Here is a 15,266-nt window from a genome sequence, read left to right as displayed (position 1 = left end):
GACGGGGGCCCCGCCCCTGTCACTTCTCTCAAGAAAGGTGCGGACCGGCGTGGCCGACCGTCTCATCGTCCGTGGCGCGCGCGAGCACAACCTCAAGAATGTCTCGCTCGACCTGCCGCGCGACTCGCTCATCGTCTTCACGGGCCTGTCGGGGTCGGGCAAGTCCTCGCTGGCCTTCGACACCATCTTCGCCGAGGGGCAGCGGCGCTACGTGGAGTCGCTCTCCTCGTACGCCCGCCAGTTCCTCGGCCAGATGGACAAGCCGGACGTCGACTTCATCGAAGGTCTCTCGCCGGCCGTCTCCATCGACCAGAAGTCGACCTCGCGCAACCCGCGCTCGACGGTCGGCACCATCACCGAGGTCTACGACTACCTGCGGCTGCTCTTCGCGCGCATCGGCAAGCCGCACTGTCCCGAGTGCGGCCGCCCGATCTCCCGCCAGTCGCCGCAGGCCATCGTCGACCGGGTCCTGGAGCTGCCCGAGGGCAGCCGCTTCCAGGTGCTCTCGCCGCTGGTGCGCGAGCGCAAGGGAGAGTTCGTCGACCTGTTCGCCGACCTCCAGACCAAGGGCTACTCCCGCGCGCGCGTGGACGGCGAGACGATCCAGCTGTCCAGCCCGCCCACGCTGAAGAAGCAGGAGAAGCACACCATCGAGGTGGTCGTCGATCGCCTCACCGTGAAGGACTCCGCCAAGCGCCGCCTCACCGACTCCGTGGAGACCGCCCTCGGCCTGTCCGGGGGCATGGTCGTGCTCGACTTCGTCGACCTCCCCGAGGACGACCCCGAGCGCGAGCGCATGTTCTCGGAGCACCTGTACTGCCCGTACGACGACCTGTCCTTCGAGGAGCTGGAGCCCCGCTCCTTCTCGTTCAACTCGCCCTTCGGCGCCTGCCCCGAGTGCACGGGCATCGGCACGCGCATGGAGGTCGACCCCGAGCTGATCGTCCCGGACGAGGACAAGTCCCTCGACGAGGGCGCCATCCACCCCTGGTCGCACGGTCACACCAAGGACTACTTCGGACGTCTGATCGGCGCCCTCGCGGACGCGCTGGGCTTCCGGACGGACATCCCCTTCGCCGGGCTGCCGCAGCGCGCCCGGAAGGCCCTGCTGTACGGCCACAAGACACAGATCGAGGTCCGCTACCGCAACCGCTACGGCCGTGAGCGCGTGTACACCACGCCCTTCGAGGGCGCCGTCCCGTTCGTCAAGCGCCGGCACAGCGAGGCCGAGAGCGACGCGAGCCGCGAGCGCTTCGAGGGCTACATGCGCGAGGTGCCCTGCCCCACCTGTGAGGGCACACGCCTGAAGCCGATCGTCCTCGCGGTCACGATCATGGAGAAGTCGATCGCCGAGGTCTCCGCGATGTCCATCAGCGACTGCGCGGACTTCCTGGGCGAGCTGAGGCTCAACGCCCGTGACAAGAAGATCGCCGAACGCGTCCTGAAGGAGGTCAACGAACGGCTGCGCTTCCTGGTCGACGTCGGCCTCGACTACCTCTCCCTCAACCGCGCGGCCGGCACGCTCTCCGGCGGCGAGGCCCAGCGCATCCGCCTGGCCACCCAGATCGGCTCCGGACTCGTCGGCGTGCTCTACGTCCTCGACGAGCCGTCCATCGGCCTGCACCAGCGCGACAACCACCGGCTGATCGAGACCCTGGTCCGGCTGCGCGACATGGGTAACACGCTCATCGTCGTCGAGCACGACGAGGACACCATCAAGGTGGCCGACTGGGTCGTCGACATCGGCCCCGGCGCGGGTGAGCACGGCGGCAAGGTCGTCCACAGCGGCTCCCTGAAGGAGCTGCTGGCCAACGCCGAGTCGATGACCGGTCAGTATCTGTCCGGCAGGAAGTCGATCCCGCTGCCGGACATCCGGCGCCCGCGCGACCCCTCCCGGCAGCTCACCGTGCACGGCGCCCGCGAGAACAACCTCCAGGACATCGACGTGTCCTTCCCGCTGGGCGTGTTCACGGCCGTCACCGGCGTCTCCGGCTCCGGCAAGTCCACCCTGGTCAACGACATCCTGTACACCCACCTGGCCCGCGAGCTGAACGGCGCGAGGAACGTCCCGGGGCGGCACACGCGCGTGGACGGCGACGACCTCGTCGACAAGGTCGTGCACGTCGACCAGTCGCCCATCGGCCGCACCCCCCGCTCCAACCCGGCCACGTACACCGGCGTCTTCGACCACGTCCGCAAGCTGTTCGCCGAGACCACCGAGGCGAAGGTCCGCGGCTACCTGCCCGGCCGCTTCTCCTTCAACGTCAAGGGGGGCCGCTGCGAGAACTGCGCCGGTGACGGCACGATCAAGATCGAGATGAACTTCCTCCCGGACGTCTACGTCCCGTGCGAGGTCTGCCACGGCGCCCGGTACAACCGGGAGACCCTGGAGGTCCACTACAAGGGCAGGTCCATCGCCGATGTGCTGAACATGCCGATCGAGGAGGCCACGGACTTCTTCGAGGCCGTCCCGTCGATCGCCCGCCACCTCAACACCCTCAAGGACGTCGGCCTCGGTTACGTCCGGCTCGGCCAGTCCGCGACCACCCTCTCCGGCGGTGAGGCACAGCGCGTCAAGCTCGCCAGCGAGCTCCAGCGCCGCTCCACCGGCCGCACCGTCTACGTCCTGGACGAGCCGACCACGGGCCTGCACTTCGAGGACATCAGCAAGCTCCTCACGGTCCTCGCCGGCCTCGTCGACAAGGGCAACACGGTCATCGTCATCGAGCACAACCTCGACGTGATCAAGACCGCCGACTGGGTCGTCGACATGGGCCCCGAGGGCGGCGCCGGCGGTGGCCTGGTCATCGCCGAAGGCACACCGGAGGAGGTCGCCGGGGTACCGGCCAGCCACACCGGCAAGTTCCTGCGCGAGATCCTCGGCGCCGACCGCATCAGCGACGCGGCACCGGTGAAGGCCCCGCGCAAGGCCGCGGCTAAGAAGACGGTCGCGGCCAGGACCGCCAACAACACGGTGACCAAGAAGGTCCCCGCGGCCGCCAAGAAGGTCGCCCCCGGGAAGAAGACGACCCGGGCCCGCAAGGCCTGAGCCGAGCGGCGGCAGGCCCCGCCCCGTCCGCGAACACGGCGCCCCCGGAAACTCCCCGCGGGGCGCCGCAGCGTTGTGGACCAGCAGTCCCTACGACTCGCCCAGCTCCGAGGCGTACGGCGGTTCCGCACCCGCCCGGGAGCAGGTGAGCGCCGCCGCGCGGGCGGCGAACCCCAGCAATCGCCGCCAGCCCTCGGCACCCAGCTCCTCGAGGGCCGTCGGCGACAGGGCGTCCCGCACCGAAAGACCGTGCAGCAGAGCCGCGGTCACGGTGTCACCGGCGCCGATGGTGTCCACGACGTCGGCCGGCTCGCCCGGCACGGCGTACACGGCGTGGTCCCAGGTGATGACGCTCAGCCCGGCGGCGCCGTGCGTGATCACGACGGCCGAGGGACCGGCGGACAGCCACTCGTGCGGGGTGCCGCCCAGCCACAGGGCGTCCTCCTCCGAGAGCTTGAGCAGGTTCACCGAGGGCAGCCAGCCCTTGAACCGCGCCCGGTAGGCGTCGGCGTCGGGGATCAGCCCGGGCCGGATGTTCGGGTCGAGCGCGGTGAACACACCCTGCCCGGCCGCGGTCCGCAGCAGTTCCTCGTAGGCGCTCGCACCCGGCTCCAGCACCAGCGAGCAGGTGCCGAACGACAGCGCGCGCGTCCCCGCCGGGAGGGCGGCCGGGGCGCTGAACAGACGGTCGGCGGTGCCTTCGACGTAGAAGGAGTACGCCGCCGAGCCGTCGCCGTCGACGGTGGCGACCGCGAGGGCGGTCGGCTCGGGGCCCCGCTGCACGGCGGACACGTCCACGCCCGACTCCCGCAGCCTGCCAAGCAGCGCCTCCCCGAACGCGTCGTACGAGACACGGGAACAGAAGGCGGTGGGGGAGCCGAGGCGGCCGAGGGCGACCGCCGTGTTGAAGGGCCCGCCGCCGAGTGCCGGCTGCAGAGCCGCGAGGGCCCCCGTGCCCCGCGGTACCAGGTCGATGAGGGCCTCACCGGCGACGACGATCACGGGACGGTTCCTTTCGCGGACACTTCGGGCTGCTCAAGCCGAGTCTGCCCGCTCCGCGAGGCACCGCGGGACGGAACGGACGAGTCCGGGCAGCCGACGCCCTGTGCCGCCCCCCGCTTACTCCCAGTCCCAGCCGATGCCCACCATCCCCGACCGCACGCGCGGCTCGACGAGGTGGACCGAGCGGTGGCGGAAGCTGAGCAAAAGCTCCTGACGGCCGCCCCGCGGCGCCGCCGCCGAGTGCTGCGTGAACCGGTGACAGCGCACGGGCAGCGCCTGCTCGGCGAACCGGATCTGCAGCGCGTACTGGCCGCCCGCCGCACCGAAACCGCGGACGTACTCGCGGGAGACGTCGGCGGTGCCGTCCTCGACGGCGTAACGGAAGAGGAACGTCTCACCGGCCCGCAGCCGGGTGTCGAACAGGAACTCGGCCACCAGCACGCCGGTGTCGTGATGGCGGCGGACCCGTCCGGCGCGGCAGTTCTCCAGGGCATGTACGGTCATCCGCTCGGGGGCGCACCCGGGATCCCCCTGGTGGACGGCGAGGAAGCGGTCCACGCCGTCCCGGTGGGCGCGCACGATGTGCTGCGACTCGCGGCCCAGGAGCTCACGGCGCGCCCCTATGCGGACGCTCTCGTGATGACCCAGGGTGTGCAGCCCGCTGTCGAGGGGGCACTCCAGTTCGGCGTGCAGACGTTCAAGGACGCCGGAGGCCTCCTGGACGGAGCGGTAGGACCGGCCCGTGGTCCGCCCGGGAACGGGGTCGGCGCCGGTGCTCACCTCGGCGTCCCCCAGCAACCGGATCAGGGACTCTTCCGGCAGACGCAGGATCTCCTCCAGCGCCCGGACGGCCCGCAGCGACTCCGGACGCTGCGGGCGCCGGGCGCCCTGCTGCCAGTAACTCAGGCTCGTGACGCCGACCTTGACCCCGTGGCGTGACAGATGGTGCTGGACGCGCTGCAGGGGCAGTCCACGGGCGGCGATCGCGGCACGCAGCGCGACATGGAACGGGCCGCCCCGCAGGACCGTGTCCAGTTCCGCGACGGCGACGTCCTCGGCGGCGTCCGCGTGCTGTGTGGCGTGCGGCATGCAGGGGCCTTTCTGTGAAAGCTCGCGACGGCTGGTCGGACCGCGCGTGAGGGACCGGGGTTCCCCGCTAGACGCCGGGGCTCCTTCACATCCGCAAGGCGTCCTTCAGGGCCCCGAGTTCCCCCGCATTGAAGCGTGTTGACAAAGTCCCGACAACACCTGATGCCCGAGTGGCACATGCGCCTGGCCGGTGTCCGCCGTGCGAGCGGACACCGAACGGCCGTCCGGAAACGTACGGAAACCCGGGTTTTCCACAGGGGTCCCGACAGCGGCCGGTCGTTGTCCACAGGCCCGTCGGAGTGTCACTCCGCGCCAGTAGGGTGTGAGACATGGCCGACCCCTCCAGCTACCGCCCCAAGCCGGGACAGATCCCGGACTCTCCCGGGGTGTACAGGTTCCGCGACGAGCACCGCCGGGTGATCTACGTCGGAAAGGCGAAGAGCCTGCGCCAGCGCCTGGCGAACTACTTCCAGGACCTCGCGGGCCTCCACCCGCGCACCCGCACGATGGTCACCACGGCCGCGTCGGTGGAGTGGACGGTCGTGTCCACGGAGGTCGAGGCGCTGCAGCTGGAGTACTCCTGGATCAAGGAGTACGACCCCCGGTTCAACGTGAAGTACCGCGACGACAAGAGCTACCCCTCTCTCGCGGTGACGATGAACGAGGAGTTCCCGCGCGTGCAGGTCATGCGCGGCCCCAAGAAGAAGGGCGTCCGGTACTTCGGTCCGTACGCGCACGCGTGGGCGATCCGCGACACCGTCGACCTGCTGCTGCGCGTCTTCCCCGTGCGCACCTGCTCCGCCGGCGTCTTCAAGAACGCCTCCCGCACCGGCCGGCCCTGTCTGCTCGGCTACATCGGCAAGTGCTCCGCGCCCTGCGTCGGCCGCATCTCCGCCGACGACCACTGGGAACTGGCCGACGAGTTCTGCGACTTCATGGCCGGCCGCACCGGCACCCACCTCCGCCGCCTGGAGAAGGAGATGACGGAGGCGGCCGAGGAGATGGAGTACGAGCGGGCCGCCCGCCTGCGCGACGACATCGAGGCCCTGAAGAAGGCCATGGAGAAGAACGCCGTCGTGCTCGCGGACGCGACCGACGCCGATCTGATCGCGGTCGCCGAGGACGAGCTGGAGGCGGCCGTCCAGATCTTCCACGTCCGCGGCGGACGGGTGCGCGGCCAGCGTGGCTGGGTCACCGACAAGGTCGAGGAGATCACCACCGGAGCCCTCGTCGAGCACGCCCTGCAGCAGCTGTACGGCGAGGAGACCGGCGACGCCGTCCCCAAGGAGGTGCTCGTCCCCGCGCTGCCCGACCCGGTCGAGCCCGTCCAGGAGTGGCTCACCGGGCGCCGCGGCTCGGGCGTCTCGCTGCGCATCCCGCAGCGCGGCGACAAGCGGGCCCTGATGGAGACCGTGGAGCGCAACGCCCAGCAGGCGCTCGTCCTGCACAAGACCAAGCGCGCCTCCGACCTGACCACGCGCTCGCGGGCCCTCGAGGAGATCGCCGAGGCCCTCGACCTGGACAGCGCCCCCCTGAGGATCGAGTGCTACGACATCTCGCATCTCCAGGGCGACGACGTGGTGGCCTCCATGGTCGTCTTCGAGGACGGACTGTCCCGCAAGAGCGAGTACCGCCGCTTCCAGATCAAGGGCTTCGAGGGGCAGGACGACGTCCGCTCCATGCACGAGGTGATCACCCGCCGCTTCCGCCGCTACCTCGCGGAGAAGGAGCGCACGGGGGAGTGGACCGACGCCGAGAGCGCCCTGCCCGAGGGCACGGAAACAGAGGTCACGGAAACAGAGGGCACGGAAACCGACGGCACCACCCTCGCCAACGGCAAGGAAGCCCCCCTCGCCACCAGCCTCAAGGACGACGAGGGCCGCCCCAAGCGCTTCGCCTATCCGCCCCAGCTCGTCGTCGTCGACGGCGGGCAGCCCCAGGTCGCGGCCGCCCGCCGCGCCCTCGACGAACTCGGCATCGACGACATCGCCGTCTGCGGCCTCGCCAAGCGCCTGGAGGAGGTCTGGCTGCCGCACGACGACGACCCGGTCGTCCTGCCCCGCACCAGCGAGGGCCTCTACCTCCTCCAGCGCGTCCGCGACGAGGCCCACCGCTTCGCGATCACCTACCAGCGCACCAAGCGGGCCAAGCGACTGCGCTCCGGCCCCCTGGACGACGTACCGGGCCTCGGCGAGACGCGCAAACAGGCGCTGATCAAGCACTTCGGCTCGGTGAAGAAGCTGCGCGCCGCGACGGTCGACCAGATCTGCGAGGTCCCGGGCATAGGCCGCAAGACCGCCGAGACCATCGCGGCGGCCCTCGCCCGGGCGGCCCGGCCCGCCCCCGCCGTGAACACGGCGACCGGAGAGATCATTGATGATGAGGAACCCGAAACGACGGCGGGTTCCCCCGGAGACCCCGTGACGGCGGGCGCCCCGGAAGAACGACGGGGGCAGGAGACATGACCGAGCACGAGCACGACGCACATCCCACGGACGAGCGGGACCGCACGCCCACAGCGGCATCCCCGCAGGGTCACAGGGAACCCGGCGAGGATCCCACCCGGCACCCCGCCACCCCCGACCACGCGACCCCCGGCGGCACGGCCCCCGAGAACACGGCCCCCGAGAACACGGCCCCCGAGAACACGGCCCCCGAGAACACGGTTCCCGGGACCACAGCCCCCCAGAACACAGACCCCGACAACGCCGGGCACGAAGACGGAGCACAGGTGAGTACGGACAGCACGCCGCCCGGGATCCCCGAGGCGGCCATCCCCGAGCTGGTGATCATCTCCGGCATGTCCGGGGCCGGCCGCTCGACGGCCGCCAAGTGTCTGGAGGACCTCGGCTGGTTCGTCGTCGACAACCTCCCGCCCGCCCTGATCCCCACCATGGTGGAGCTGGGCGCCCGCTCCCAGGGCAACGTGGCGCGGATCGCGGTCGTCGTCGACGTCCGCGGCCGACGCTTCTTCGACAACCTCCGCGAGTCCCTCGCCGACCTGGAGTCGAAGAACGTCACCCGGCGGATCGTCTTCCTGGAGTCCTCCGACGACGCCCTGGTGCGCCGCTTCGAGTCGGTGCGCCGCCCGCACCCGCTGCAGGGCGACGGCCGGATCGTCGACGGCATCGCCGCCGAGCGCGAACTGCTGCGCGAACTGCGCGGCGACGCCGACCTGGTGATCGACACCTCCAGCCTCAACGTGCACGAGCTGCGCGCCAAGATGGACGCCCAGTTCGCGGGCGAGGAGGAGCCCGAGCTGCGGGCCACCGTCATGTCCTTCGGCTTCAAGTACGGCCTCCCGGTCGACGCCGACCTGGTCGTGGACATGCGCTTCCTGCCCAACCCGCACTGGGTCCCGGAGCTGCGCCCCTACACCGGCCTCAACGAGGAGGTCGCCACCTACGTCCTCAACCAGCCCGGCGCGAAAGAGTTCCTCGACCGGTACGCGGAGCTCCTCCAGCTGATCGCCGCGGGCTACCGCAGGGAGGGCAAGCGCTATGTGACCATCGCGGTCGGCTGTACGGGCGGCAAGCACCGTTCGGTCGCGATGTCGGAGAAGCTCGCCGCGCGCCTCGCGGCCGAGGGCGTGGAGACGGTGGTCGTGCACCGGGACATGGGACGGGAATGACAGGACGTACTCCGCGGCTGGGCCGGCTGCGCAGGGTGGCGTCCGAGGGGCGCGCGAGCCGGCCGGTCGAGGCCCGGGGCGCGAGGCCGCGCCGCCGCGGCGCCCAGCCCAAGGTCGTCGCGCTGGGCGGCGGTATGGGCCTGTCCGGCTCGCTCGCCGCGCTGCGCCGGATCACCGGTGACCTCACCGCCGTGGTCACCGTCGCCGACGACGGCGGCTCCAGCGGGCGGCTGAGGGACGAGCTGGGCGTACTGCCGCCCGGCGATCTGCGCAAGGCGCTGGCCGCGCTGTGCGGCGACGACGACTGGGGCCAGACCTGGGCCCGGGTCATCCAGCACCGCTTCCAGTCCCAGGGCGAGATCAACGGGCACGCGGTCGGCAACCTGCTGATCGTCGCCCTGTGGGAGCAGCTCGGCGATCACGTCCAGGCCCTGGACCTGGTCGGCAAGCTGCTGGGCGCGCATGGCCGGGTGCTGCCCATGTCCGCCGTACCGCTGGAGCTGCAGGCCCTGGTCAAGGGGCACGATCCGCGGCGGCCGGAGGACGTGGACACCGTGCGCGGGCAGGCGACCGTGGCTCTCACCCCCGGTGAGGTGCAGTCCGTGCACCTCGTGCCGCACGACCCGCCGGCCGTACCCGAGGCGGTGGCGGCTGTCCTGGACGCGGACTGGGTGGTCCTCGGCCCCGGATCCTGGTTCTCCTCGGTCATACCGCACCTCCTTGTGCCGGAACTGCTGGACGCCCTCATGGAGACCAAGGCGCGCCGGGTACTCTCGCTGAACCTCGCGCCGCAGCCCGGAGAAACCGACGGCTTCTCCCCGCAGCGTCATTTGGAGGTTTTGGGACGACACGCCCCTAAACTCGCCCTGGACGTGGTGCTGGCCGACGAGGCCGCCGTGCCCGACCGCGACTCCCTGACCGACGCCGCCACCCGGTTCGGGGCCGCTGTCGAGCTGGCGAAGGTGGCCCGGACCGATGGAACGCCCCGACACGACCCGGAGCTCCTCGCCGCCGCGTACGACCGTATTTTTCGGATGCATGGAAGGATCGGCCCATGGCGATGACGGCAGCGGTGAAGGACGAGATCTCCCGGCTTCCCGTCACCCGGACCTGCTGCAGAAAGGCGGAGGTCTCCGCCGTCCTGCGGTTCGCCGGCGGCCTGCACCTGGTGAGCGGCCGCATCGTGATCGAGGCGGAGCTGGACACGGCGATGGCGGCCCGCCGGCTCAAGCGGGACATCCTGGAGATCTTCGGCCACAGCTCGGAACTGATCGTGATGGCTCCGGGCGGACTGCGCCGCGGCTCGCGCTATGTCGTGCGCGTGGTCGCCGGCGGGGACCAGCTGGCCCGCCAGACGGGACTGGTCGACGGCCGCGGGCGCCCGATCCGGGGGCTTCCCCCGCAGGTGGTCTCCGGCGCGACCTGTGACGCCGAGGCGGCCTGGCGCGGGGCGTTCCTGGCGCACGGCTCGCTCACCGAGCCCGGCCGCTCCTCCTCCCTGGAGGTGACCTGCCCGGGCCCCGAGGCCGCGCTCGCGCTGGTCGGCGCCGCCCGCCGGCTGTCGATCGCCGCGAAGGCCCGCGAGGTGCGCGGCGTGGACCGGGTCGTCGTGCGCGACGGCGACGCGATCGGCGCGCTGCTGACCCGTCTCGGCGCGCACGAGTCGGTGCTGGCGTGGGAGGAGCGCCGGATGCGCCGCGAGGTGCGGGCCACGGCGAACCGGCTCGCCAACTTCGACGACGCCAACCTGCGCCGCTCGGCCCGCGCGGCGGTGGCCGCCGGGGCCCGTGTCCAGCGTGCCCTGGAGATCCTCGGCGACGAGGTGCCCGAGCACCTCGCGGCGGCCGGACGGCTGCGCATGGAGCACAAGCAGGCCTCGCTGGAGGAGCTGGGCGCGCTCGCCGACCCGCCGCTGACCAAGGACGCGGTCGCCGGCCGTATCCGCCGTCTGCTGGCGATGGCCGACAAGCGCGCGTCCGACCTCGGCATCCCGGGCACGGAGGCCAACCTCTCCGAGGAGCTGGCCGACAACCTCGTGGGCTGACGGTCCCTCAGGATGCTCTGAGGCGTTCTCAGGACGCCGGTGGTGTGACCCAATAGGGTGATATCACCGGCGTTTTGCTGTCCTTGAGGCGCCCTTGACTGGATCATGAGGTGTCATGAGCCTGGCAGAGTTCGCTGCTGTGGCGAACCTACGCAAGGGGGGTTCATGAGACGTAGAGCGAGATCGATCCTCGCCGTCGGCGCACTCCTGCTCGGCGGAGCGGCACTCGCACCCATCGCCCAGGCGCAGCCCGCAAACGCCCCGAAGCCCGACCCGGACGAGGTCAAGGTGTTCCGGGCCGAGGTCACCAAGAAGCAGGTACCCCTGCTGCTGGCGGCCGGCCAGGACGGGCACGAACTCAGTGAGCAGGCGCCCGAGAAGGGCACCGCCACCGTCGAGGTCTACCTCACCGACAAGCAGGCGGCCAGGCTCGAGAAGCAGGGCGTCGAGCTCACCGAACACACCCTTTCGGCCAAGGCCGAGGACCGGGTGCAGGCGGCCTCCGACGCGGTGTTCCGTCCCTACGGCGGCAGCGGCGGCCTGAAGGAGGAGATCGTCCGCACCGGGCAGCAGTACCCGGGCCTGACCAAGGTCGTCTCCATCGGCAAGACGGTGAACGGCCAGGACATCCTCGCGCTCAAACTGACCAAGGACGCGAAGAAGACCAAGGACGGCTCCAAGCCCTCGGTGCTGTACATGTCCAACCAGCACGCCCGGGAATGGATCACGCCGGAGATGACCCGCCGGCTGCTGCACCACTACCTGGACAACTACCGGACCGACAAGCGCGTCAAGAAGATCGTCGACTCCACCGAGCTGTGGTTCGTCCTGTCGGCCAACCCCGACGGCTACGACTACACCTTCCAGGACACCGACAACCGCCTGTGGCGCAAGAACCTGCGGGACGTCAACGGCGACGGCGCGATCTCCACCGGCGACGGCGTCGACCTCAACCGCAACTTCCCCTACAAGTGGGGCTACGACGACGAGGGTTCGTCCCCCAACCCCACCAGCCAGACCTACCGCGGCGCGAGCGCCGGCTCCGAGCCCGAGACCAAGGCGCTCGACGCCTTCGAGAAGCGGATCGGGTTCACGTACGGCATCAACTACCACTCCGCGGCCGAACTGCTGCTCTACGGCGTCGGCTGGCAGGTCGCCACCGACACCCCGGACGACGTCGTCTACAAGGCGCTCGCCGGCACGCCCGACAACTCCGCGGTCCCGGGCTACCACCCGCAGGTGTCCTCGGAGCTGTACACCACCAACGGCGAGGCGGACGGCCACGCGGCGAACGTCAACGGCACGGCGATGTTCACCCCGGAGATGTCGACCTGTCAGACCGCGTCGAACATCGACCCGAACGACCAGTGGAACGCCTCCGACTGCCAGTCGGTCTTCAACTTCCCCGACGACGAGAAGCTGATCCAGCAGGAGTTCACCAAGAACATCCCGTTCGCGCTCTCCGTCGCCGAGTCCGCCGCCCGCCCCGACCAGCCGAAGTCCTCGGTCGGTCTGAGCGCCGCCGACTTCACCCCGGCGCCGTTCACCACGTCGTACGGGCGCGGCGCGGACCAGGAGGTCTCCGTCGTCGTACGGAAGGCGATCCGCGACAAGGAGCTCAAGTACCGCGTCAACGGCGGCCGTACGCAGGACCGGGCGCTCAAGGCCTGGAAGGGCGGCGAGACCTACGGCGGGGACGACAACCTGTACTTCGACGAGTACCGGGCGAAGGTGCGGGGCGGCAGGCCGGGTGACAAGGTCGAGGCCTGGTTCACCGGTGAGACCAAGGCCGGCAAGAAGGTCTCCAGCTCGCACTTCACCTACACGATCGCCGCACGGCCGAAGGCCGACACCCTGGTCGTCGCCGAGGAGGGCGCGGCCGCCACGCAGGCCCAGACCTACGTCGACGCGCTGAAGGCGAACGGGCGCAAGGCGGTCGTCTGGGACGTCGCCGCCCAGGGCGCGCCCGACGCGCTCGGCGTGCTGAGCCACTTCGACACGGTCGTCCACTACACGGGCGCGAGCGTTCCCGGTAACCCGACCCAGCTCGAACTGCGTGCCTTCCTCAACGAGGGCGGCAAGCTGATCGAGGCCGGCGAACTGGCCGGCGGCACCGTCGACCTCGGCGACGGCACCCCGTCCGACGACTTCAGCCAGTACTACCTGGGCGCCTACTCCCGTACGTCGACCCCCGGCGCCACCGGATTCACCGGCTCCGGCGCGCTCGCGGGCGCAGGCGGTGCCCTCGGCGCCGCGGCCGGCAACCCGCTGGACAAGGCGGGCACCTACGGCGTCACCTCCGACGAGCTGCCGGCCGCCACCCACCCGCAGTTCGCCGGCTCCGGCGCCGGGCAGTTCTCCGGGACGGTCAACCCGTACGGTCCGTACGCGGGCGCGTACATGGCCGCCGCGGTGCACACCGACGACGCCTACAAGCGCCTCACCCGCACCATCGACCTCAGCGGTGTCGCCGCGGCGAGCAAGCCCGCCCTGCGCACCCGGCTGCTGTGGGACACCGAGCCCGGCTACGACAACGCGATCGTCGAGGTCCACACCGTCGGCGCCGACGACTGGACCACGCTCCCCGAGACGGGCGGCGCGACCGGCACCGCCGTACCGGCGGAGTGCGGCGCGGGCTTCTACATCGGCGAGCACCCGTGGCTCAAGCACTACCTGACCCTCGGGGCGAACGACTGCACCGCGACCGGCACCACCGGCGCCTGGAACGCCCTCACCGGCGCCTCCAGCGGCTGGCAGCAGGTCGACTTCGACCTGAGCGCCTACGCGGGCAGGAACATCGAGGTCTCGATCAGCTATGTCACCGACCCCGGCACCGGCGGCCACGGCGTCCTCGCCGACGACGCCTCGCTGGTCGTCGGCGGCACGGCCACCGAGACCGAGGGCTTCGAGACCTCGCTCGGCGCCTGGAAGGCCGGCGGACCGCCCGCGGGCAGCCCCGCCGTCCTGAAGGACTGGACCCGCACCGGAGCGCTGTTCCAGACATACGGCGCGATCACCACCGACGACACCGTGCTGCTCGGCTTCGGCCTGGAGCACATGACCTCGGCGGCGGACCGCGAAACGCTCATCGGAAAGGCCCTCGCATCACTTGATCAGTGACACACCGGTCAACGATGTTTGACGCACCGTGACGAAATAAGGGCACAAAACGCCTCAGGTCCGGGCGGTCCGTACCCCTACTGGCGGGTACGGACCGTCCTGCCGTGTATGGGCGGAGTCGATGTCACCGACGGGGCCTCGGAGAGGTAGGGTCGTGGGTGGTCGGGGACATCCCAAATACAGCTCGCCGGCACCGCATGGCCGGCGTACCAACGAGGAGATCGGTTCGTGACGATCCGCGTAGGCATCAACGGCTTTGGCCGCATCGGTCGTAACTACTTCCGCGCGCTGCTGGAGCAGGGTGCTGACATCGAGATCGTGGCTGTCAACGACCTGGGTGACACCGCGACCACCGCTCACCTGCTCAAGTACGACACCATCCTGGGCCGCCTCAAGGCCGAGGTGTCGCACACCGCCGACACGATCACCGTCGACGGCCACACCATCAAGGTGCTGTCCGAGCGCAACCCCGCCGACATCCCGTGGGGCGAGCTCGGCGTCGACATCGTCATCGAGTCGACCGGCATCTTCACGAAGAAGGCCGACGCCGCGAAGCACCTCGCCGGCGGCGCCAAGAAGGTCCTCATCTCGGCTCCGGCCAAGGACGAGGACATCACCATCGTGATGGGCGTCAACCAGGACAAGTACGACCCGGCGAACCACCACGTCATCTCCAACGCCTCCTGCACCACCAACTGTGTGGCGCCGATGGCCAAGGTCCTCGACGAGAACTTCGGCATCGTCAAGGGCCTGATGACCACGGTCCACGCGTACACCAACGACCAGCGCATCCTGGACTTCCCGCACTCGGACCTGCGCCGCGCCCGCGCCGCCGCCGAGAACATCATCCCGACCACGACGGGCGCCGCGAAGGCCACCGCCCTGGTCCTCCCGCAGCTCAAGGGCAAGCTGGACGGCATCGCCATGCGCGTCCCGGTCCCGACCGGCTCGGCCACCGACCTCGTGGTGACGCTCCAGCGCGAGGTCACCAAGGACGAGGTCAACGCCGCGTTCAAGAAGGCCTCCGAGGACGGCGACCTCAAGGGCATCCTGTTCTACACCGAGGACCAGATCGTGTCCTCGGACATCGTCAGCGACCCGGCCTCCTGCACCTTCGACTCCTCCCTGACCATGGTCCAGGAGGGCAACACGGTGAAGATCCTCGGCTGGTACGACAACGAGTGGGGCTACTCCAACCGCCTCGTCGACCTGACGGTCTTCGTCGGCGGTCGGCTCTGACCGTCGGACCAGGCACCACGGTGTGAACGCAGGGCCCGGGCGGCGCAGGGACGCGCCGCCCGGGCCCTGAGTCACGTACAGAACCGCCCTGT

Annotated in this window: 10 protein-coding genes; 7 read left to right on the top strand and 3 right to left on the bottom strand. The window is 70.5% G+C overall.

The window, feature by feature from the left end:
- The first annotated feature begins 49 nt into the window (after positions 1–49).
- Complete coding sequence (uvrA, locus tag ACLZN2_RS37425) at positions 50–3,049, top strand: excinuclease ABC subunit UvrA (RefSeq protein WP_416984038.1); 3,000 nt, start codon at positions 50–52, stop codon at positions 3,047–3,049.
- A 90-nt stretch (positions 3,050–3,139) separates the two neighbouring features.
- Here the strand turns inward: uvrA and ACLZN2_RS37420 are convergent, their stop codons facing one another.
- A complete protein-coding gene (locus tag ACLZN2_RS37420; protein WP_416984037.1) occupies positions 3,140–4,051 on the bottom strand; it encodes a carbohydrate kinase family protein in 912 nt (303 codons plus the stop codon).
- A 117-nt stretch (positions 4,052–4,168) separates the two neighbouring features.
- Complete coding sequence (locus tag ACLZN2_RS37415) at positions 4,169–5,140, bottom strand: hypothetical protein (protein WP_416984036.1); 972 nt, start codon at positions 5,138–5,140, stop codon at positions 4,169–4,171.
- 329 nt (positions 5,141–5,469) lie between these two features.
- On the opposite strand from ACLZN2_RS37415, the gene uvrC reads away from it, so the two are divergent.
- Complete coding sequence (gene uvrC / locus ACLZN2_RS37410) at positions 5,470–7,605, top strand: excinuclease ABC subunit UvrC (RefSeq protein ID WP_416984035.1); 2,136 nt, start codon at positions 5,470–5,472, stop codon at positions 7,603–7,605.
- Positions 7,606–7,675: 70 nt separating this feature from the next.
- Here uvrC and ACLZN2_RS37405 read toward each other — a convergent pair whose 3' ends face one another.
- A complete protein-coding gene (locus tag ACLZN2_RS37405; protein WP_416984034.1) occupies positions 7,676–7,915 on the bottom strand; it encodes a pentapeptide repeat-containing protein in 240 nt (79 codons plus the stop codon).
- Between ACLZN2_RS37405 and rapZ the strand changes: the two genes are divergently transcribed.
- The 5 genes from rapZ (at position 7,872) to gap (ending at position 15,174) form a co-directional block, all read left to right on the top strand.
- On the top strand, positions 7,872–8,771 hold the full coding sequence (gene rapZ, locus ACLZN2_RS37400) for an RNase adapter RapZ (protein ID WP_416984033.1): 900 nt from the start codon (positions 7,872–7,874) through the stop codon (positions 8,769–8,771). The genes ACLZN2_RS37405 and rapZ overlap by 44 nt on opposite strands.
- On the top strand, positions 8,768–9,835 hold the full coding sequence (locus ACLZN2_RS37395; protein WP_416984032.1) for a gluconeogenesis factor YvcK family protein: 1,068 nt from the start codon (positions 8,768–8,770) through the stop codon (positions 9,833–9,835). The genes rapZ and ACLZN2_RS37395 overlap by 4 nt, the downstream gene beginning before the upstream one ends.
- Positions 9,826–10,815 carry a DNA-binding protein WhiA gene (whiA, locus tag ACLZN2_RS37390; RefSeq protein ID WP_385064485.1) on the top strand — a complete coding sequence of 330 codons (990 nt, stop codon included), beginning with the start codon at positions 9,826–9,828 and terminating at the stop codon, positions 10,813–10,815. The genes ACLZN2_RS37395 and whiA overlap by 10 nt, the downstream gene beginning before the upstream one ends.
- 165 nt (positions 10,816–10,980) lie before the next feature.
- Positions 10,981–13,935, top strand: coding sequence for a M14 family zinc carboxypeptidase (locus tag ACLZN2_RS37385; RefSeq protein ID WP_416984031.1), 2,955 nt, complete (start codon positions 10,981–10,983; stop codon positions 13,933–13,935).
- Positions 13,936–14,163: 228 nt separating this feature from the next.
- Complete coding sequence (gene gap, locus ACLZN2_RS37380; RefSeq protein ID WP_416984030.1) at positions 14,164–15,174, top strand: type I glyceraldehyde-3-phosphate dehydrogenase; 1,011 nt, start codon at positions 14,164–14,166, stop codon at positions 15,172–15,174.
- The last annotated feature ends 92 nt before the right edge of the window (positions 15,175–15,266 follow it).

Origin of the sequence: Streptomyces sp. T028, from assembly GCF_048159505.1 — a bacterium.
GTDB lineage: Bacteria > Actinomycetota > Actinomycetes > Streptomycetales > Streptomycetaceae > Streptomyces.
This window is presented reverse-complemented; position numbering and strand designations above follow the sequence as displayed.